General features: G+C 63.5%; 17 protein-coding genes and 1 riboswitch. Of the genes, 10 read left to right on the top strand and 7 right to left on the bottom strand.

The features are described 5' to 3' along the window. Positions 1–79 precede the first annotated feature (79 nt). Positions 80–2,077 carry a transketolase gene (gene tkt / locus AC2CGW_RS17020; RefSeq protein ID WP_186665839.1) on the bottom strand — a complete coding sequence of 666 codons (1,998 nt, stop codon included), beginning with the start codon at positions 2,075–2,077 and terminating at the stop codon, positions 80–82. 279 nt (positions 2,078–2,356) lie between these two features. Here tkt and AC2CGW_RS17015 point away from each other — a divergent pair, with 279 nt between their 5' ends. The 4 genes from AC2CGW_RS17015 to AC2CGW_RS17000 all read left to right on the top strand — a co-directional run bounded on the left by AC2CGW_RS17015 (position 2,357) and on the right by AC2CGW_RS17000 (position 6,829). Beyond that, complete coding sequence (locus AC2CGW_RS17015) at positions 2,357–3,355, top strand: ArsR/SmtB family transcription factor (RefSeq protein WP_186721316.1); 999 nt, start codon at positions 2,357–2,359, stop codon at positions 3,353–3,355. A 12-nt stretch (positions 3,356–3,367) separates the two neighbouring features. Next, complete coding sequence (metK, locus tag AC2CGW_RS17010; RefSeq protein ID WP_186665837.1) at positions 3,368–4,558, top strand: methionine adenosyltransferase; 1,191 nt, start codon at positions 3,368–3,370, stop codon at positions 4,556–4,558. Between the two features lie 145 nt (positions 4,559–4,703). Continuing rightward, positions 4,704–6,377 carry an NAD-dependent DNA ligase LigB gene (gene ligB / locus AC2CGW_RS17005; protein WP_288374069.1) on the top strand — a complete coding sequence of 558 codons (1,674 nt, stop codon included), beginning with the start codon at positions 4,704–4,706 and terminating at the stop codon, positions 6,375–6,377. 56 nt (positions 6,378–6,433) lie between these two features. Then, complete coding sequence (locus AC2CGW_RS17000; protein ID WP_186708281.1) at positions 6,434–6,829, top strand: DUF1090 domain-containing protein; 396 nt, start codon at positions 6,434–6,436, stop codon at positions 6,827–6,829. 46 nt (positions 6,830–6,875) lie between these two features. Here the strand turns inward: AC2CGW_RS17000 and AC2CGW_RS16995 are convergent, their stop codons facing one another. Further along, positions 6,876–7,322, bottom strand: a complete 447-nt coding sequence (locus tag AC2CGW_RS16995) for a c-type cytochrome (protein WP_186666110.1) — start codon at positions 7,320–7,322, stop codon at positions 6,876–6,878. Positions 7,323–7,441: 119 nt separating this feature from the next. Between AC2CGW_RS16995 and mltA the strand changes: the two genes are divergently transcribed. Further along, the gene (gene mltA / locus AC2CGW_RS16990) at positions 7,442–8,593 is read left to right on the top strand and encodes a murein transglycosylase A (protein ID WP_186708283.1); all 1,152 of its coding nucleotides are present in this window, start codon (positions 7,442–7,444) and stop codon (positions 8,591–8,593) included. 39 nt (positions 8,594–8,632) lie between these two features. Here mltA and AC2CGW_RS16985 read toward each other — a convergent pair whose 3' ends face one another. Next, positions 8,633–9,019 (bottom strand): MAPEG family protein, encoded by a 387-nt coding sequence (locus AC2CGW_RS16985; RefSeq protein ID WP_054894820.1) that lies wholly within the window; start codon positions 9,017–9,019, stop codon positions 8,633–8,635. Positions 9,020–9,043: 24 nt separating this feature from the next. Then, a complete protein-coding gene (locus tag AC2CGW_RS16980; protein WP_186665831.1) occupies positions 9,044–9,877 on the bottom strand; it encodes a DMT family transporter in 834 nt (277 codons plus the stop codon). Between the two features lie 329 nt (positions 9,878–10,206). Between AC2CGW_RS16980 and AC2CGW_RS16975 the strand changes: the two genes are divergently transcribed. Further along, positions 10,207–11,442 carry a cation:proton antiporter gene (locus AC2CGW_RS16975; RefSeq protein ID WP_065863852.1) on the top strand — a complete coding sequence of 412 codons (1,236 nt, stop codon included), beginning with the start codon at positions 10,207–10,209 and terminating at the stop codon, positions 11,440–11,442. Positions 11,443–11,498: 56 nt separating this feature from the next. Here AC2CGW_RS16975 and AC2CGW_RS16970 read toward each other — a convergent pair whose 3' ends face one another. Then, entirely contained in the window at positions 11,499–11,900 is a 402-nt protein-coding gene (locus AC2CGW_RS16970; protein ID WP_054894823.1) for an acyl-CoA thioesterase, read from the bottom strand. Between the two features lie 178 nt (positions 11,901–12,078). Further along, a riboswitch (S-adenosyl-L-homocysteine riboswitch) is annotated at positions 12,079–12,174 on the top strand. A 21-nt stretch (positions 12,175–12,195) separates the two neighbouring features. Between AC2CGW_RS16970 and ahcY the strand changes: the two genes are divergently transcribed. From ahcY to rhlE2, 4 genes are all read left to right on the top strand, one after another. Next, on the top strand, positions 12,196–13,605 hold the full coding sequence (gene ahcY, locus AC2CGW_RS16965; RefSeq protein WP_186656321.1) for an adenosylhomocysteinase: 1,410 nt from the start codon (positions 12,196–12,198) through the stop codon (positions 13,603–13,605). Between the two features lie 132 nt (positions 13,606–13,737). Next, a complete protein-coding gene (gene metF, locus AC2CGW_RS16960; RefSeq protein ID WP_186665829.1) occupies positions 13,738–14,583 on the top strand; it encodes a methylenetetrahydrofolate reductase [NAD(P)H] in 846 nt (281 codons plus the stop codon). A gap of 91 nt (positions 14,584–14,674) precedes the next feature. Then, positions 14,675–15,751: a hypothetical protein gene (locus AC2CGW_RS16955; protein WP_484574334.1), complete on the top strand. Its 1,077-nt coding sequence runs from the start codon at positions 14,675–14,677 to the stop codon at positions 15,749–15,751. A gap of 339 nt (positions 15,752–16,090) precedes the next feature. Further along, a complete protein-coding gene (gene rhlE2 / locus AC2CGW_RS16950; RefSeq protein WP_186708285.1) occupies positions 16,091–17,995 on the top strand; it encodes an RNA helicase RhlE2 in 1,905 nt (634 codons plus the stop codon). Between the two features lie 53 nt (positions 17,996–18,048). Here the strand turns inward: rhlE2 and AC2CGW_RS16945 are convergent, their stop codons facing one another. Next, the gene (locus tag AC2CGW_RS16945; protein ID WP_054894828.1) at positions 18,049–18,627 is read right to left on the bottom strand and encodes a YceI family protein; all 579 of its coding nucleotides are present in this window, start codon (positions 18,625–18,627) and stop codon (positions 18,049–18,051) included. A gap of 34 nt (positions 18,628–18,661) precedes the next feature. Then, on the bottom strand, positions 18,662–19,213 hold the full coding sequence (locus AC2CGW_RS16940; RefSeq protein ID WP_186711853.1) for a cytochrome b: 552 nt from the start codon (positions 19,211–19,213) through the stop codon (positions 18,662–18,664). Positions 19,214–19,429 lie beyond the last annotated feature (216 nt).

The following is a 19,429-nucleotide window of genomic DNA, read 5'->3' as shown; positions in this document are numbered from 1 at the left end:
ACAGAGCACTACACATGCGCTGTAGGAGCGGGCTTGTCCCGCGATCGATGGAGGCATCACTGCCCCCAGGCTTGATGCATCAGTCTTCCAGCAGCTCTTCAGCGGTACCCAGGATGTTCTCCAGGGTGAAGCCGAACTCCTCGAACAGCGCGGCGGCCGGGGCCGATTCGCCGTAGGTGGTCATGCCGATGACGCGGCCTTCGAGGCCGACGTACTTGTACCAGAAGTCGGCATGGGCAGCTTCGATGGCGATACGCGCACCGACTTCCAACGGCAGTACCGACTGCTTGTAGGCAGCGTCCTGGGCGTCGAACACGCTGGTGCTTGGCATCGACACGACGCGGACCTTGCGGCCCTGCTCGCTGAGCTTGTCGAACGCCTGAACGGCCAGGCCCACTTCGGAGCCGGTGGCGATCAGGATCAGCTCAGGCTCGCCGGCGCAGTCCTTGAGCACATAGCCGCCACGGGCGATGTCGGCGATCTGCTGGGCGCTGCGTTCCTGGTGCTGCAGGTTCTGGCGCGAGAAGATCAGCGCCGAAGGGCCGTCCTTGCGCTCCAGGGCGGCTTTCCAGGCCACGGCCGACTCGACCGCGTCACCCGGACGCCAGGTGTCCAGGTTCGGCGTGCTGCGCAGGCTGGTCAGTTGCTCGATCGGCTGGTGGGTCGGTCCGTCTTCGCCCAGACCGATGGAGTCGTGGGTATAGACGTGGATGACACGCTGCTTCATCAGGGCCGACATGCGCACCGCGTTGCGGGCATATTCCATGAACATCAGGAAGGTGGCGCCGTAAGGCACCAGACCGCCGTGCAGGGCCACGCCGTTCATTATGGCGGTCATGCCGAACTCGCGCACGCCGTAGAACACGTAGTTGCCGCTGGCGTCATTGGCCTCGACGCCCTTGCAACCTTTCCACAGGGTCAGGTTGGAACCGGCCAGGTCCGCCGAACCACCGAGGAACTCGGGCAGCAGCGGGCCGAAGGCGTTGAGGGTGTTCTGGCTGGCCTTGCGGCTGGCGATGGTTTCGCCCTTGGCGGCGACTTCATTGATGTAGGCCTGGGCCTTCTCGGCAAAATCGGCCGGCAGGTCGCCAGCAGCGCGGCGCTTGAACTCGGCGGCGAGTTCAGGGAAGGCCTTGGCGTAGGCGTCGAAGCGCTGGTTCCACTCGGCTTCGGCCTTGGCACCGGCTTCCTTGGCGTCCCACTCGGCGTAGATGTCGGCCGGGATTTCGAACGGGCCGTGGTTCCAGTTCAGCTCCTTGCGGGCCAGGGCGATTTCGTCGTTGCCCAGCGGCGCGCCGTGGCAGTCTTCCTTGCCCTGCTTGTTCGGCGAGCCGAAACCGATGATGGTCTTGCAGCAGATGAGGGTCGGACGGTCGCTCTTGCGCGCGGTCTCGATCGCCATCTTGATTTCTTCGGCGTCGTGGCCGTTGACGTTGCGGATCACCTGCCAGTTGTAGGCTTCGAAACGCGCCGGGGTGTTGTCGGTGAACCAGCCGTGCACTTCGCCGTCGATGGAGATGCCGTTGTCGTCGTAGAAGGCGATCAGCTTGTTCAGGCCCAGGGTGCCGGCCAGCGAGGCGACTTCGTGGGAAATACCTTCCATCATGCAGCCATCGCCCAGGAACACGTAGGTGTTGTGATCGACGATGTCGTGGCCTTCACGGTTGAACTGGGCCGCCAGCACTTTCTCTGCGAGGGCGAAACCGACAGCGTTGGCGATACCCTGGCCGAGCGGGCCGGTGGTGGTCTCGACGCCCGGGGTGTAGCCGTATTCCGGGTGGCCCGGGGTGCGGCTGTGCAGTTGGCGGAACGCCTTCAGGTCATCGATGGACAGGTCGTAGCCGGTCAGGTGCAACAGCGAATAGATGAGCATCGAACCATGGCCGTTGGACAGCACGAAGCGGTCGCGGTCGGCGAAATTCGGGTTGCTCGGGTTGTGCTTGAGGTAGTCGCGCCAAAGCACTTCGGCGATATCCGCCATGCCCATGGGGGCACCTGGGTGGCCGCTGTTGGCCTTTTGCACGGCATCCATGCTGAGGGCACGAATGGCGTTGGCACGATCACGACGGCTGGGCATCGCTTATCTCCTGAGGCTTGAATAAGTAGTGAAACGAAAAAAGGCGGCCATTTTCGCCCACTGGGGGCCTCCGGGGCAATGACGGATGGTCGCAGTCGGGGATTTTTCCTGTGATTGGAGGGCACTTCGGGTAAAAAACTCGAGATCGGCTTCGTGCTTTTCGCGGGTGAACCCGCTCCCACGGATTCCAAAGCCTGGCATCGGCCACCCATCAGCCAATATCAAAACTTTTTGATATTGGCTTGCCAGGACAACGACGCGTGTCTAGACTGCCGCACCATGAACCTGCGTGCGCAAGCGATCCCCCAACAAAGCGATACACTGGCCGCCCTGTGCAAGGCCAGTGGCGATGCGCTGCGCCTGAATGTCCTGCGCGCCCTGGCCAGCGATTCGTTCGGCGTGCTGGAGCTGGCGCAGATCTTCGACATCGGCCAGTCCGGCATGAGCCACCACCTCAAGGTGCTGGCCCAGGCGGAACTGGTGGCCACGCGCCGCGAAGGCAACGCGATCTTCTATCGCCGCGCCCTGCCCGACAGCCTGCGCCAAGGCGGACGCCTGCATGCGGCCCTGCTCGAGGAAATCGACGAACTGGCCCTGCCGGACGACGTGCAGGCGCGTATTGCTCAGGTGCAACAACGCCGCGCGGCCACCAGCCAGGACTTTTTCCAGCGCGTCGAAGAAAAATTCCGTGCCCAGCAGGACCTGATCGCCGGTGTACCGCAATACCGCGAAAGCCTGCTGGCCCTACTCGACAAGCTGAGCTTTGGCAGCGACGCCAGCGCCCTGGAGGTTGGCCCCGGCGATGGCGGCTTCCTGCCTGATCTGGCGCAGCGCTTCGCTCAGGTCACGGCGATGGACAACAGCCCGACCATGCTCGAACTGGCTCGCCAGGTCTGCGAACGTGAAGGCCTGGATAATGTAATCCTGCAGTTGGCCGATGCACTGGGTGCAACGGATGTGGAAGCCGACTGCGTTGTGCTGAACATGGTCCTGCACCATTTCAGCGACCCGGCCCTGGCCTTGCGCCTGCTGGCCAAACGGGTGAAAGCGGGCGGCAGCCTGCTGGTCACCGAGCTGTGCAGCCATAACCAGGGGTGGGCGCGGGACGCCTGCGGCGACCTCTGGCTGGGCTTCGAGCAGGACGACCTGGCCCGCTGGGCCAATGCTGCGGGGCTGACTCCCGGGGACAGCCTCTATGTTGGCTTGCGTAACGGTTTCCAGATTCAGGTCCGTCATTTCCAGCGGGCCGCTGGCGACACACACATCGGTAAATTTTAGGAACCCCTCGAGATGAGCGAATACTCCCTTTTCACTTCCGAGTCCGTGTCCGAAGGGCATCCGGACAAGATCGCCGACCAGATTTCCGACGCGGTCCTGGACGCAATCATCGCCCAGGACAAATACGCCCGCGTAGCCTGTGAAACCTTGGTCAAGACCGGTGTCGCCATCATCGCCGGCGAAGTCACCACCTCGGCCTGGGTCGATCTGGAAGACCTGGTGCGCAAGGTCATCATCGACATCGGCTACAACAGCTCCGACGTCGGCTTCGACGGCGCCACCTGCGCCGTGATGAACATCATCGGCAAGCAGTCGGTGGACATCGCCCAGGGCGTCGATCGCTCCAAGCCGGAAGACCAGGGCGCAGGCGACCAGGGCCTGATGTTCGGCTACGCCAGCAACGAAACCGAAGTGCTGATGCCTGCGCCGATCTGCTTCTCGCACCGCCTGGTCGAGCGCCAGGCCGAAGCGCGCAAGTCCAAGCTGCTGCCATGGCTGCGCCCGGACGCCAAGTCCCAGGTCACCTGCCGCTACGAGAACGGCAAGGTGGTCGGCATCGACGCGGTGGTCCTGTCGACCCAGCACAACCCTGAAGTGTCGCAGAAAGACCTGCAGGAAGCGGTGATGGAACTGATCGTCAAGCACACCCTGCCGGCCGAACTGCTGCACAAGGACACCCAGTACCACATCAACCCGACCGGCAACTTCATCATCGGCGGCCCGGTGGGCGACTGCGGCCTGACCGGTCGCAAGATCATCGTCGACTCCTACGGCGGCATGGCCCGTCACGGTGGTGGCGCGTTCTCCGGCAAGGACCCGTCCAAGGTCGACCGTTCCGCAGCCTACGCCGGTCGCTACGTGGCCAAGAACATCGTTGCCGCAGGCCTGGCCGAGCGTTGCGAGATCCAGGTTTCCTACGCCATCGGCGTAGCCCAGCCGACCTCCATCTCGATCAACACCTTCGGTACCGGCAAGGTGTCCGACGACAAGATCATCCAGCTGGTGCGCGAGTGCTTCGACCTGCGCCCCTACGCGATCACCACCATGCTCGACCTGCTGCACCCGATGTACCAGGAGACGGCCGCCTACGGTCACTTCGGCCGTGAGCCGCAGCAGAAGACCGTGGGTGACGACACCTTCACCACCTTCACCTGGGAGCGCACCGACCGCGCCGCCGCCCTGCGCGACGCCGCCGGCCTGTAAGCCTCCTACAGCAGTAACGGAAAGCCCCTGCCGAGCAATCAGCAGGGGCTTTTTTGTGACACATCACCTGACAGTCCTGTCCCGGCACACCTGAACATCGGCGCCTAGGCTGAGCCCTTCCTCCTGCCATGCAAGGATGCTGGCCATGTCGATTCGCTTGCTCACCCTACTGCTACTCATCGCCTTCAGCTCAGCAGCGTTGGCCACCCCCTGTCCCGATTGGCCGCCACGGCGCGCCACCGATGAAATAGCACAATTGCGCCAGACCCTCGCCGAATGGGACGACCGCTACCATCGCCAGGGCATTGCCACAGTGGCCGATGAGCTCTACGACCAGAGCCGGCATCGGCTGGAGCACCTGCAAGGCTGTTTCGGACAACCTCATCGCGACTCGCCACTGGCCACGGCCGCAGGTCCACATGCCCACCCGGTGGCACATACCGGCGTTGCCAAGCTGGCCGACGAAGCCGCTGTAGGCCAATGGTTGCAGGGCCGGCAGGCTGTCTGGATACAGCCCAAGGTCGACGGCGTCGCGGTGTCGCTGATCTACCGACAGGGACGCCTGAGCACGCTGCTCAGCCGCGGCGATGGTGTGCACGGCCACGACTGGAGCCGGCATATCCCGCACCTGCGTGCCGACATACGGCAACTATCCGGGCCGCACGACCTTGTGCTCCAAGGTGAGCTGTACTGGCAGCTCGAAGACCATGTGCAGGCACAGGCAGGTTCGGTCAACGCTCGTGGCATCGTCGCCGGCCTGCTGGCACGCAAGCAACTGCCTGCGGACCAGGCCGCAGGGATCGGGCTGTTCGTCTGGGACTGGCCCGAGGGTCCCGAAAACCAGGCGCAGCGCCTGGCCCAGCTGGAAGCACTGGGCTTTGCTGACAGCCGCCGCCTGAGCGTGCCGATCGACAACCTCGAACAAGCGGCCCACTGGCGCCAACACTGGTACCGCTCACCCCTGCCGTTCGCCACCGATGGCGTGATTCTGCGCCAGGACAGCCGTCCGCCCGCCACGCGCTGGCGGGCCCAGGCGCCTTACTGGATCGCTGCCTGGAAATACCCCTACCGCCAGGTGCTGACCGAAGTGCGCCAGGTCAGCTTCCGCATCGGCCGCAGCGGCCGCATCACCCCGCTGCTGGAGGTTCAGCCTGTAAAGCTGGACGACCGCCTCGTTCGCCAGGTCAGCCTCGGCTCGCTGCAGCGCTGGCAGCAACTGGATATCCGCCCCGGAGACCAGGTGGCGGTGAGCCTGGCCGGGCTCACCATCCCGCGGTTCGAAAGTGTGGTGCTGCGCAGTCTGCAGCGCGTCCCCGTCGCAGTACCCGACCCAGGCCGCTACCACCCGCTCAGTTGCTGGACACCTCGCGACGACTGCAGCCAACAGTACCTTGCTCGCCTCACGTGGCTCTCGGGCAAGCAAGGGTTGAACATGCCAGGCCTGGGCCCCGGCACCTGGCAGTTACTCACCGAGCAAGGCCTGGGCGACACCCTGACCCGCTGGCTGGAGCTTGGCCAGGATGACCTGCTGCAGGTCCCGGGGATTGGCAGCGTACGCGCCGAAAAACTGCATCAGGCCTTCATGACGGCCCGCACACAGCCGTTCGAACGCTGGCTGCGCGCCCTGGGTGTTCCGGCCCCAAGTAACCTGCGCCTGGGCCCGGACTGGCAGACACTGGCCAGCCGAAACATTGAGCAATGGCTTGCCGAACCGGGGGTTGGCCGTGGCAGGGCCGGGCAGTTGCGGGCCTTTTTCGCCCATGAGGAAGTGCTGGCCGTGGCCGGAGAACTGCGTCGGCATGCAATAGAGGGTTTCTAATTTTCGCAGATCAGGGCAGCATTTCCGTTTCTGCCGCCTCCCGACTGGAGCCCTTCATGAAACTGCTCTCGACCTTCATTCTGTCTTCCGCACTGGGCCTGGTCGCCAACAGCGCCCTGGCCGCAGAGGTGCAGCCGGAGCTGACCGGCTGCGCCGCCAAGCGCCAGGCCATCAGCACCCAGATCGAGCAAGCCCGCGCCCACGGCAACGCCGATCAGCAGGCGGGCCTGGAAAAGGCACTGAGCGAAGTCACCGAACACTGCACCGATGCGGGCCTGCGCAAGGAACGCGAGCAGAAGGTGCTCGATGCCCGCCACGAGGTGAACCAGCGCACCAAGGACCTGGACAAGGCCATGAAAAAAGGTGACGCGGAAAAGATCAACAAGCGCAAGGAGAAGCTCGCCGAGGCGAAGAAAGAACTGCAGGAAGCGGTCGACGAGCTCGAACGCTGAGGCCAGCGGCAAGCGCGGCCGCTCCCACACAGGGCACTGCAGATCATCAATGATTGCGAAACTCGGTATGACAGGCCTTGCACGCCGCCTCGACGCGGTCCATCGGCGCCTTCAGCCCAGCCGCATCCAGTGGCTGGCTGCGGGTCACACCGACCAGTTCGCCGGTAACCCCCTCGAGCTGGCGGGCCAGGTCATGAAACCGCGCCTGGCGCTCCCAGACCTCAGGCCGGGCGCTGCTGTCCCCCCCGTCACGCGCCTGCGGGAAGTGCTGCCAGGGTTCGTGGGCCAGGGTATCGAGCTTCACCGCCCCCTCGGCGAACCTCATCCCGTCGAACGGCAAGCGGCCGCGCAACATGCCGCCCAGGTCTTCGCTGGTCTTGAGCATGTCCTTGAAGATCGCCTTGCGCTGGCCCAATGGCGAGTTCGGATCGACACGCTCGCAAGCGGTCAGGGCCAGGGTGGCGAGCAGCACTACGGTCAATCGCTTGAACATCACGGTCTCTTCGGCCTGCATGAACGGGTCGCCAGTATCGCTGCCCGCCGGGTAAAGACCAATAGCCACACAGAAGACAAGGGCGATTTTTCATCTCTGCCCGCAACAGGACCCTGCTTATGAAATCTGCTTTGCGCCCTCTCGCCTGGGCACTCCCGGCCCTGGCCCTGCTGGCCGGCTGCAACGGCGGTGAGGGTACAAAACCTGAGCCCCATGCCATCGCCACCTATGCCGATGCCACCTGGCAAGATTTGCCGAGTGTCACTGACACCGACCTGGTCGCAGGCTTCCAGGCCTGGCGCAACGGCTGCGAGAAACTCAAGCGTGATCCGGTGTGGGCCGCTACCTGCAATGCCGCTGCCGGAGTACCGGCAGACGCCGCCCAGGTGCGCGCCTTCCTGCAACAGAATCTGCAGGTCTATGGTCTGCGCTCTGCAGAAAACAACGCCAATGGCCTGATCACCGGCTACTACGAACCGGTCTATCCCGGCAGCCTGACACGTACGGCAAAGGCCAGTGTCCCGGTCTATGGTCCGCCCGACGACATGATCGTGGTCGACCTGGCCAGCGTATACCCCGAACTCAAGGGCAAACGCCTGCGCGGTCGTCTCGAAGGTCGCGTGCTCAAGCCCTACGACACCGCCGAAGTGATCAACCGCCAGGGTGTGAAGGCGCCGGTGCTGGCCTGGCTGACCGACCCGATGGACCTGCAGTTCCTGCAGATCCAGGGTTCCGGTCGCGTGCAACTGGAGAGCGGTCGCCAACTGCGCCTGGGCTATGCCGACCAGAACGGCCACCCTTACCGACCGATTGGCCGCTGGCTGGTGGACCAGGGCCAATTGAAAAAAGAAGACGTGACCATGGGCAGCATCCACGCCTGGGCCCAGGCCAACCCCCAGCGGGTGCCGGAGCTGCTGGCGAGCAACCCGAGCTATGTGTTCTTCGCCGCAGGCCCCGACAGCAACGAAGGCCCGCGCGGCTCGCTCAACGTGCCATTGACCGCAGGCTACAGCGTGGCCATCGACCGCAAGGTGATTCCGCTGGGCAGCCTGCTGTGGCTGTCCACCACCCGGCCGGATGGCTCGCCGGTGGTGCGCCCTGTGGGTGCGCAGGACACCGGCGGCGCGATCACCGGCGAAGTGCGCGCCGACTTGTTCTGGGGCACCGGCCCCGAGGCCGGCGAGCTGGCAGGCAACATGAAGCAGCAAGGACAGATCTGGATGCTGTGGCCCAAGGGGGCTGCCCTGCCTGAAGTGCCGAAGGTGCCGTGATCGGTGGTGAAGCTATCGCGGGCTTGCCCCGCGATGGCTTCACGCCGATACGACGAACAACGACACGATCAACGCCAACCCGGCAAACCACACCAGCGAGCGCAACGCCGCCCAGTCCGCCAGGTAACAGATGATGTACAGCAGCCGGCTGGTGATATACAGCACCGCCAGCACATCCTGGGTCACTTGCTCGGCGTTACCGACGATATCGGCCACCAGCACCGCTGCGGCGAAGGCAGGAAACGCCTCGTAGCCGTTCTGCTGCGCCGCATTAGCGCGCCGAGGCAAGCCTGAGAGCGTGTCGAGAAAGGCTCGCGGATCATGGTTGTCGCTCAAGCCAAAACGGCCACTGGCGACTTTGGCGATCAATGCGCACAACGGCGGCAGGACCAGGGCGATCAGGATGCACCACAGGGCAACGGTCATGGACTGGCTCCTCGTTCAGAAAGGTCAGAGCTTCATCACCAGCATGCCTGCCAGGACCAGCCCGCAAGCTAAGAGTCTCGGACCGCCAAAAGGTTCTTTGAGGTAGCGCATGCCCAACAGCACCACCAGGATCACACTGACCTCCCGCAGCGCCGCCGCCTCGGCCACCGACCCCAGGTGCATGGCCCACAGCACCAGGGCGTAACTCAGCAATACACACAGCCCCACCGCCAACCCAAGCCGCCACTGGCTGCGCCAGAACTGCACGAAGGGTTCACGTCGGGCCACGCCTGCCAGCACCGGGAACGGCCAGGCACTCAGCAGCGTAAGCCAGACCAGGTAGTCCCAGGGTTTACCCCACAGGCGCACCGCCTGGCCGTCGAACCAGGTGTAACAACCGATGCACAGGCCGATCAGCGCCACCACCGGCAGCATCGACCAGGGCAGCCGATCACCGCCACCGCCCTGCCAGAGCAGACACGCCATGCCGCAGGGGATCAGCAGAATGCCAATGATCTGCTGGTTGCTCAGCGATTCACCGGCAAAGGCCAGGGTCAGCCCCAGCACCACCAGCGGCGACAATCCCCGCATCAGAGGATAGACCAGGCCCAGGTCACCGACCCGGTAGGCCTTGATCAACAGGACACGATAGGCCTGCTCGGCCAGCGCCGAGGCCAGCAGCCATGGCCAGATCGCCGCCGGAGGGGGCTCGACGAACGCCACCGCCAGCACCGCGAAGACCAGCGCCACCGCGTCCATGCTGGCGATTACCAGCAGGCGCTCGGCACTGAACTTGATGAGGGTGTTCCAGGTGGCATGCAGCAGGGCGGCGATCAGGACGAGGGAAGTTGCCAGCACGCGTGGAGTTCCTTGGACAAGACTCGAGTCACTATATACGCGATCCGGGCAGCGCTTGCAGGAGCGGGTTTGCCCGCGAAACATACACCGCGGTGCAGGGCACCGGCCAAGCCGGTGTTCGCGGGCAAGCCCGCTCCTACACAGAAGGATGAGCTGGCCGTCGGATGTGAACCAGACAGTTGCTCCTACAGGGCCGCTTCAGCGGTGAATTGAGGAACGATCCTTATAATTCCGGTCATAAGGTGTGTCCCGAGCGCTCCGTCAGGCCATCAAAGAACTGCCCGAGCCCTTCGGGTTACGACTTGGAAGCCATTGTCACAGGATTCAGGATGCTTGAATTAGTTGCCGCGTTCATCTGCCTCACCACCCTCCTCACCTATGTGAACTACCGTTTCATCGGCCTGCCGCCCGCCATCGGCGTGATGGTCACCGCCCTGTTGTTCTCACTGATCCTGCAGGGCCTGAGCCTGATCGGCTTCCCCGGCCTGGAGGAACGCGTCGAAGGCCTGATGAACCAGATCGACTTCAATGACCTGCTGATGCACTGGATGCTGTCGTTCCTGCTGTTCGCGGGCGCTTTGCACGTCAACCTCGGCGACCTGCGCAGCTACCGCTGGCCAATCGGCCTGCTCGCCACCATCGGCGTTCTGATCGCCACCGTGGTGATCGGCTACCTCGCCCACTGGGTGTTCGCGATGTTCGGCTGGGACGTACCGCTGATCTACTGCCTGCTGTTCGGCGCACTGATCTCGCCGACCGACCCCATCGCGGTGCTCGGTGCACTGCGTACCGCCAACGCCTCCAAACCGCTGAAGACCACCATCGTCGGCGAGTCGCTGTTCAACGACGGCACCGCGGTGGTGGTGTTCACCGTGCTGCTGGGCATCATCCAGCTCGGCGAGACGCCGAGCGTTTCCGACACCGCCATTCTGTTCGCCCGCGAAGCCGTAGGCGGCGTGGTATTCGGTGGGCTGATCGGCTACGCCACCTACCGCATGATCAAGAGCATCGAGCAGTATCAGGTCGAGGTGATGCTGACCCTGGCGCTGGTGATCGGCGGCTCGGCCATGTGCTACGAACTGCACGTGTCGGCGCCAATCGCCATGGTGGTAGCCGGCCTGATCATCGGCAACCTGGGGCGTAACCTGGCGATGAACGACATGACCCGTCGCTACATGGACGGTTTCTGGGAGCTGATCGACGACATGCTCAATGCCCTGCTCTTCGCCCTGATCGGCCTGGAGCTGTTGCTGCTGCCGTTCAACTGGCTGCACCTGGCAGCGGGTGGCGTGCTTGCGGTCGCGGTGCTGGCATCGCGCCTGTTGACCGTGGCACCAGCCATCGTCTTGCTGCGGCGCTGGCGCGAAGTGCCACGTGGCACGGTGCGGGTATTGACCTGGGGAGGCTTGCGCGGGGGCGTATCGGTGGCCCTGGCGCTGTCGCTGCCGGTGGGAGACGAACGCGACCTGTTGCTGTCGATCACCTACATCGTGGTGCTGTCGTCGATCCTGGTGCAGGGGCTGACAATCGGCAAGGTGGTGCGCCGGGTAAGCGCCCAGCCGTGATTACAATGGCGCACTCCGCGAGCAAGCCCGCGAAGTGCGCCGCACGGTTTCCAGCACTACTCCACCGCCGAATCCGGGAACTGATCCTGGATGTACTTGATCTCGGTGCGCCCGTGCGGTGCCGGCAGGCCATCCTCGCCCAGATTGACGAAGACCATCTTGTCGACGGTGAGGATGCTCTTGCGGGTGATCTTGTTGCGCACTTCGCACTGCAGGGTGATCGAGGTGCGACCGAACTCGGTGGCGGTGATACCCAGCTCGATGATCTCGCCCTGGCGCGAGGCGCTGACGAAGTTGATCTCGGAAATATACTTGGTCACCACCCGCTGGTTGCCCAACTGGACGATGGCGTAGATCGCCGCTTCCTCGTCGATCCAGCGCAGCAGGCTGCCACCGAACAGGGTGCCGTTGGGATTGAGGTCTTCGGGTTTTACCCATTTGCGCGTGTGGAAATTCATTACAACTCCTGACGTGCCTGACTGACATGGGGCAATGATGGCAGACCCACCGGCCCGCCTCCATTGAACATCGACTATCGTCGCGATAAATCGACAGAAAGTCTTGGGTGTGTCACACAGCCGCGGCTATAATCTCGCCGTTTCCAATGGCCACCCGCTGCGGTGGTCATCCCGCCACCTGTCCGAGGGGCGCTGCAGCAGGTTCACCTGTCAGGCTCGGATGGGGCGTTGTCCGCTCCTGCGGACGCTCAACGCACAACGGCGCCCATTCGCACACTACGAATGGAGGCTCTTCATGAGCGCTGTAAACACGCCCGCTGGTTTTTCCGACTTCAAGGTCGCCGACATTTCCCTGGCTGACTGGGGCCGCAAGGAAGTCATCATCGCCGAATCGGAAATGCCCGCACTGATGGGCCTGCGCCGCAAGTATCAAGCCGAGCAACCGCTCAAGGGCGCTAAGATCATCGGCTGCATCCACATGACCATCCAGACCGCCGTGCTGATCGAGACCCTCGTCGCCCTGGGCGCCGAAGTGCGCTGGTCGTCCTGCAACATCTTCTCCACCCAGGACCAGGCTGCCGCCGCCATCGCCGCTGCCGGCATCCCGGTATTCGCCTGGAAAGGTGAAACCGAGCAGGAGTACGAGTGGTGCATCGAGCAGACCATCCTCAAAGATGGCCAGCCATGGGACGCCAACATGGTCCTGGACGACGGCGGTGACCTGACCGAAATCCTGCACAAGAAATACCCGGCCATGCTGGACAAGATCCACGGCGTGACCGAAGAGACCACCACTGGCGTGCACCGCCTGCTGGACATGCTGGCCAAGGGCGAGCTGAAAGTCCCGGCGATCAACGTCAACGACTCGGTCACCAAGAGCAAGAACGACAACAAGTACGGCTGCCGTCACAGCCTGAACGACGCCATCAAGCGCGGCACCGACCACCTGCTGTCGGGCAAGCAGGCCCTGGTGATCGGCTACGGCGACGTGGGCAAGGGCTCGGCCCAGTCCCTGCGCCAGGAAGGCATGATCGTCAAGGTCACCGAAGTCGATCCGATCTGCGCCATGCAGGCCTGCATGGACGGCTTCGAAGTGGTCTCGCCGTTCAAGGACGGTATCAACACCGGTACCGAAGCCGGCATCAACAAGGACCTGCTGGGCCGCATCGACCTGATCGTCACCACCACCGGTAACGTCAACGTCTGCGACGCCAACATGCTCAAGGCCCTGAAAAAGCGTGCAGTGGTCTGCAACATCGGTCACTTCGACAACGAGATCGACACCGCCTTCATGCGCAAGAACTGGGCATGGGAAGAGGTCAAGCCACAGGTGCACAAGATCCACCGCACCGGCGCTGGCACCTTCGATCCGCAGAATGACGACTACCTGATCCTGCTGGCCGAAGGCCGTCTGGTGAACCTGGGCAACGCCACTGGCCACCCGAGCCGCATCATGGACGGCTCGTTCGCCAACCAGGTACTGGCGCAGATCTTCCTGTTCGAGCAGAAGTTCGCCGAGCTGCCTGCCGCGAAGAAGGCCGAGCGCCTGACCGTCGAAGTGCTGCCCAAGAAGCTCGACGAAGAAGTTGCCCTGGAAATGGTCCGCGGCTTCGGCGGCGTAGTTACCCAGCTGACCCCGCAGCAGGCTGAGTACATCGGCGTGACTGTCGAAGGCCCGTTCAAGCCCGACGCGTACCGCTACTAAGCGGCATGCGGCGCGCATTGCGCGCCGCAGCAGCGCAAGGATCTTGAACTACGCCCAAGCCAGATCGGCCATCACCGATCTGGCTTTTATTTGCAGCCTGACGCTTGAGGCACGCTGCCAGAGGAACGACCGATGTCCCAGGAACGCCGCTACAGTTTCGAGTTCTTCCCGACCAAGACCGATGCCGGTCACGAAAAACTCATGGCCGTTGCCCGTCAACTGGCCACCTATAACCCCGACTTCTTCTCCTGCACCTACGGCGCCGGCGGCTCGACCCGCGATCGCACGCTGAACACCGTGCTGCAACTGGAAAACGAAGTGAAGGTCCCTGCAGCCCCGCACCTGTCGTGCGTCGGCGACAGCAAGGACGACCTGCGCGCCCTGATCGCCGAATACAAGGCGGCCGGGATCAAGCGCATCGTCGCCCTGCGCGGCGATCTGCCGTCCGGCATGGGCATGGCCAGTGGCGAGCTGCGCCACGCCAGCGACCTGGTCGAATTCATCCGCCAGGAAACCGGTGACCACTTCCACCTGGAAGTCGCCGCCTACCCCGAAATGCACCCACAGGCGCACAATTTCGAGGACGACCTGGCCAACTTCGTACACAAGGTCAAGGCCGGTGCCGACAGCGCCATCACCCAATACTTCTTCAACGCCGACAGCTACTTCTACTTCGTCGAGCGCGTACAGAAGCTGGGCGTGGACATTCCGGTAGTGCCCGGCATCATGCCGATCACCAACTACAGCAAGCTGGCGCGCTTCTCCGACGCCTGCGGTGCCGAGATCCCACGCTGGATCCGAAAGCAACTGGAAGCCTACGGCGACGATGCCGCCAGTATCCAGGCATTCGGCGAAGAAGTGATCAGCACCATGTGCGAAGAGCTGCTGCAAGGCGGTGCGCCGGGCCTGCACTTCTATACCCTGAACCAGGCCGAGCCGAGCCTGGCGATCTGGAACAACCTCAAGCTGCCACGCTGACACCTTTTGGTAACAAAAATTTCAGCAATGATTAAGGCTCCGAACGTAGATTGGAGCCTTGATCATTCAAGCTGATACCAGGTTTCCCTCGATGCAGCCGTGCAACTGTGACACCCCGCAACTCGTCTACCTCGCCTTCGGCCCGGCTACCTATCACCAGGAAGCGTGCTTCAGCATCGTCAGCGCCCTGGCCAACCTGCGCAAGACGCCAGGTGAAGCCATGGACATCCAGGTCTACACCGACAACCCCGAACCCTACGCCAAGCTGCCCGTCACCGTGCACCTGCTCGATGAGCACACGCGTACAACGTGGAACCAGCCCCACGGCTATCACTTCCGCAGCAAGCATGTGCTGCTGCGCCAGGTCCTCGAACAACACCCGCGCGCGGTCCTGATCGACACCGACACCTTCTTCCGCCAGTCGCCGATCGAACTGTTCCGCCGGGTCAAGCCAGGCGCGGTGCTCTGCAACGCCATCGACGGACGCTACGGCGAAAACCGGAAGTGCCTGCTGTACAAGAACCTGCTGACCCTCCTGCAGCAACGTGGCCTGGCCGACTGCCAGATGCCGCTGGTCAACTCCGGCGTCATCGGCCTGACTGCACAGGACGCAACGACCCTGGACCACTCCATCGCCCTGATGGACGAGCTCTATCCCCTGGCGCGCGAGGCCTATACGCTCGAGGAGTTCTGCCTGGCGGTCGCCGCCTACCGCAAGCTGCAACTGGCCACCTGCACCGACGTCATCCACCACTATTGGAGCCGCAAGGCGCAGTTCCGTGCCAAGATCCAGGCGTGGCTGCGCAAGCACGGCGACGATCCGCTCGGCGAAGCCGCGCTGCCCGACATCACGCTGGTCAACGACCAACTGCCTCGCCCACCCACCCTGCACCGCCTCGGTTACAAGGCCATGAGCCTGACGCTACCCAGTCGTCACCGCCAGTTCGCTCGCGAACTGCTCTATGGCTGCTATCCCTACGACAACGAATTCGACCGCGCCTGCGCCACGGCGTGGTGGGACAAGGCCCTGGAAAACTTCAATCAGCGTCAGGGTGGCATGAGCCCCGAGCAATTGCGCGAATGCTTGCGCCAACCCGGCCTTCGTCTGTCGCTAGGCTCACGCCACAAGGATATCGAGCGGCATCTGATCGACGCACAGCAAGCCTGAGCACAGCCCTGCTGACCACCCTGGAGCGCGCCTGTACTGCCCTGCAGGCGCGCAACGCAAACATCGATGGACATTTTCTCGACACCGTTGAGCAGCAGGATCGCAGCACTTCGCGATAGCTCTGTTATACTCGGGCCTTCCCGCCCGGCTCACGCCCGGACGCTCGGCCTCGCAACAGGCATCTCGACCAGCAGCGACGCACACTCAAGTGCCCGCCCGCCGCCTCCAGGATGCGCAGTGTAAGCCCAGCTGGACCGGACGCGATCGCATCCCACCGATGCCCGTCGCGCCAGGCAGAACATCCCACAGGGCTCAGCCCAAACGAGAACAGGATTGCCCATGTCCTTTGCTTCCCTCGGTCTCTCCGAGGCACTTGTCCGCGCTATCGAGGCTGCGGGCTACACCCAGCCTACCCCGGTGCAACAGCGGGCCATTCCCGCCGTGTTGCAAGGCCGCGACCTGATGGTCGCCGCGCAGACTGGCACTGGTAAAACCGGTGGCTTCGCCCTGCCGATCCTCGAGCGCCTGTTCCCGGGTGGCCACCCTGACAAATCGCAGCGTCACGGCCCGCGCCAACCGCGCGTCCTGGTCCTGACCCCAACCCGCGAACTGGCCGCACAGGTCCACGACAGCTTCAAGATCTACGCCCGCGACCTGAACTTCATCAGCGCCTGCATCTTCGGCGGCGTCGGCATGAACCCGCAGATCCAGGCGATGGCCAAGGGTGTCGACGTTCTGGTCGCCTGCCCGGGCCGCCTGCTCGACCTGGCCGGCCAAGGCAGCGTCGATCTGTCCAAGGTGGAAATTCTCGTTCTGGACGAAGCCGACCGCATGCTCGACATGGGCTTCATCCATGACGTGAAGAAAGTCCTCGCACGCCTGCCGGCCAAGCGCCAGAACCTGCTGTTCTCGGCGACCTTCTCCAAGGACATCACCGACCTCGCCGACAAGTTGCTGCACAACCCCGAGCGCATCGAGGTCACGCCGCCCAATACCACCGTCGAGCGTATCGAGCAGCGCGTCTACCGCCTGCCCGCCAGCCACAAGCGTGCGCTGCTGGCCCACCTGATCACCCTCGGCGCCTGGGAACAGGTGCTGGTCTTCACCCGTACCAAGCACGGCGCCAACCGCCTTGCCGAGTACCTCGAAAAGCACGGTCTGACCGCTGCCGCGATCCACGGCAACAAGAGCCAGAATGCGCGCACCAAGGCTCTGGCCGACTTCAAGGCCAACAGCGTGCGGGTGCTGGTAGCCACTGACATCGCCGCCCGCGGCCTGGACATCGACCAGTTGCCGCACGTGGTCAACTTCGAACTGCCCAACGTCGAGGAAGACTACGTTCACCGCATCGGTCGTACTGGCCGTGCCGGCCGCTCCGGTGAAGCCATTTCGCTGGTGGCACCTGACGAAGAGAAGCTGCTCAAGAGCATCGAGCGGGTGACCAAGCAGAGGATCCCGGATGGCGACCTGATGGGCTTCGATGCCTCGCAGGTCGAGGCCGAGAAACCCGAGGTGCGCGAGCGCCAGCAGAATAACGGCCGCGGCGGGCGCAACCAGCAGCAACGTGCCGAAGGCAGCAAGGAAGGCAGCGGCGGGCGCAAGGACAAGGGCAAGGACAAAGGCAAGGCCAAGCAACAGGCCGCCGACAAACCTGCCGACAAGGCCACTGCGGGCGACAAGCCACAGCAGAAGAAGCAGGAACCACGCAAGCAGCGCGACAACAAGAAGCCGCGTCAGCAGCAGGCCGGCCAGGCCCAGGGCAATGTCCCCAAAGTCCCTGCCGATCGCGACCCGGAAGAATTCCTGGACGACGATATCGACAACTTCGGTAACCGCGCCGACTACGTCAGCCCTTACCAGAACGGCAAGAACCAGGGCCGCAACCGTCGCCCAGGCGGCAACGGCGGCCAGGCTCAAGGCCAGGGGCAGCGTTCGGGTTCGGGCCAGCCTCGCAGCAACAACGGTGGCGGCGGCCAGCGCCAGGGCGGCCAGGGCTCTGGCGAGAAGCGTCCCCGCAACAACAATGGTGGTGGTGCACGCCGTGATGGCAACCCAGGCCGCGCGCGCCGGGACGACAGCAACCGCCAGGAGCCTGCCGTACGCAATCCGCGTGAGCCGCAGAGCACGCCTGTGATCATCCGCAAGGAGTCCAAGCTCGACCGCTACCCAACGCCCGAGCAACTGGATGACCTGCCGAGCCGCCCACGTGGCGAGCGTCCGGCGCTGCTGACCCGCAAGGGCTGACAGAAACGACAAGGGGCCGCAGAGCGGCCCCTTGTCGTTTCAGATGACGCGAATCACTTCTGCTTCACGCCTTCCAGGCTGATGTCCAGATCCAGGGTCTGGGAAGTCGGGCCTGGGCCCTTGATGCCAAAGTCGTTCAGGTTCAGCGTGGTCTTGGCGTTGAAGCCAGCGCGCTCGCCACCCCACGGGTCCTTGCCCTCGCCGTTGAACACGGCCTTGAAGGTGACCGGCTTGGTCACGCCATGCAGGGTCAGGTCGCCGGTCACGTCGGCAGTCTTGTCACCGGTGGACTTGACGGCAGTGGAGACGAACTTGGCGTCCGGATACTTCTTCACATCCAGGAAATCGGCACTGGCGATGTGCTTGTCACGCTCGGCATGGTTGGACCACAGGCTGGCAGTCTTCAGGTCGACGCTGATCTTGCTGGCTTCAGGCTTGGCGCTGTCCCAGGAGAACGAACCGTCGAAGTCCTTGAATGTGCCGTGGATGAAGCTGTAGCCCAGGTGGCTGATCTTCCAGTCGACGAAAGCGTGCTGGCCTTCCTTGTCGATCTTGTAGTCAGCGGCCATGGCCTGACCAGCGCCAATCAGAGCGGTACCGAGCGCCAGGGCGGCAAAAGTCTTTTTCAACATCCTTACTTCCTTCCTTTGCAATTGAGGTTGAGAGTCAAGCTTTGCGGCCCAGCATACGAGTCAGGGTCGCGTCACGGTCAATGAAATGGTGCTTCAAGGCTGCCAGGGCATGCAGGATGGCGAAGATCACCAACCCCCAGGCCAGGTACAGGTGAATCACACCGGCAGTGTCCGCCTGATCGGGCAGGTTGCTGACCAGCGCCGGCACCTCGAACAGACCGAAGACCGGAATGCCGACACCGTCGGCAGTGGAGATCAGGTAGCCGGCGGCCATCACCGCAAACAACCCCAGATACAGCGCCAGGTGCCCCAGCTTGGCGGCCACGCGGGTGAGTGACCCGTGGTTGGCCGGAGCCGGTGGAGGTGGGCTGATCAAACGCCAGAGTACGCGCAGCAGCATGACTGCCAGCAATACCAGACCGATGCTCTTGTGCAGGTCGGGCCCGGCTTTGCGCCAAGGATCGTAATAGTCGAGACCGACCATCCACAGACCCAGACCGAACAACCCGAATACGACAAGGGCCACGCCCCAGTGCAGGAAGATGCTGACCGCACCATACCGAGAAGCAGAATTGCGCAGTTGCATGTTGGCGTATTCCCCGTGAAAGCTGTGCACAAGATAACGCGATAAATATCGAAATAAAGCGGAAAAGTCCGCTTTTTATTATCGAATAAACCGATAGCTTATTTTGAATTCATCCAATTAAGTCAACATTAACAATAAGCGGGCGCGGGGGACTTGTCAGGGTAGGAGCTATCGCGGGCACTTCGCAGCAACGCCACGAGGTGCCCGCCATGGTCA

This window comes from Pseudomonas sp. SYWMCR5 (assembly GCF_057197165.1).
This window is presented reverse-complemented; position numbering and strand designations above follow the sequence as displayed.

Coding starts and splice junctions, on each gene's coding strand:
- tkt (WP_186665839.1), bottom strand. CDS start 2,077: ATGCCCAGCCGTCGTGATCGTGCCAACGCCATTCGTGCCCTCAGCATG.
- AC2CGW_RS17015 (WP_186721316.1), top strand. CDS start 2,357: ATGAACCTGCGTGCGCAAGCGATCCCCCAACAAAGCGATACACTGGCC.
- metK (WP_186665837.1), top strand. CDS start 3,368: ATGAGCGAATACTCCCTTTTCACTTCCGAGTCCGTGTCCGAAGGGCAT.
- ligB (WP_288374069.1), top strand. CDS start 4,704: ATGTCGATTCGCTTGCTCACCCTACTGCTACTCATCGCCTTCAGCTCA.
- AC2CGW_RS17000 (WP_186708281.1), top strand. CDS start 6,434: ATGAAACTGCTCTCGACCTTCATTCTGTCTTCCGCACTGGGCCTGGTC.
- AC2CGW_RS16995 (WP_186666110.1), bottom strand. CDS start 7,322: ATGTTCAAGCGATTGACCGTAGTGCTGCTCGCCACCCTGGCCCTGACC.
- mltA (WP_186708283.1), top strand. CDS start 7,442: ATGAAATCTGCTTTGCGCCCTCTCGCCTGGGCACTCCCGGCCCTGGCC.
- AC2CGW_RS16985 (WP_054894820.1), bottom strand. CDS start 9,019: ATGACCGTTGCCCTGTGGTGCATCCTGATCGCCCTGGTCCTGCCGCCG.
- AC2CGW_RS16975 (WP_065863852.1), top strand. CDS start 10,207: ATGCTTGAATTAGTTGCCGCGTTCATCTGCCTCACCACCCTCCTCACC.
- AC2CGW_RS16970 (WP_054894823.1), bottom strand. CDS start 11,900: ATGAATTTCCACACGCGCAAATGGGTAAAACCCGAAGACCTCAATCCC.
- ahcY (WP_186656321.1), top strand. CDS start 12,196: ATGAGCGCTGTAAACACGCCCGCTGGTTTTTCCGACTTCAAGGTCGCC.
- metF (WP_186665829.1), top strand. CDS start 13,738: ATGTCCCAGGAACGCCGCTACAGTTTCGAGTTCTTCCCGACCAAGACC.
- AC2CGW_RS16955 (WP_484574334.1), top strand. CDS start 14,675: ATGCAGCCGTGCAACTGTGACACCCCGCAACTCGTCTACCTCGCCTTC.
- rhlE2 (WP_186708285.1), top strand. CDS start 16,091: ATGTCCTTTGCTTCCCTCGGTCTCTCCGAGGCACTTGTCCGCGCTATC.
- AC2CGW_RS16945 (WP_054894828.1), bottom strand. CDS start 18,627: ATGTTGAAAAAGACTTTTGCCGCCCTGGCGCTCGGTACCGCTCTGATT.
- AC2CGW_RS16940 (WP_186711853.1), bottom strand. CDS start 19,213: ATGCAACTGCGCAATTCTGCTTCTCGGTATGGTGCGGTCAGCATCTTC.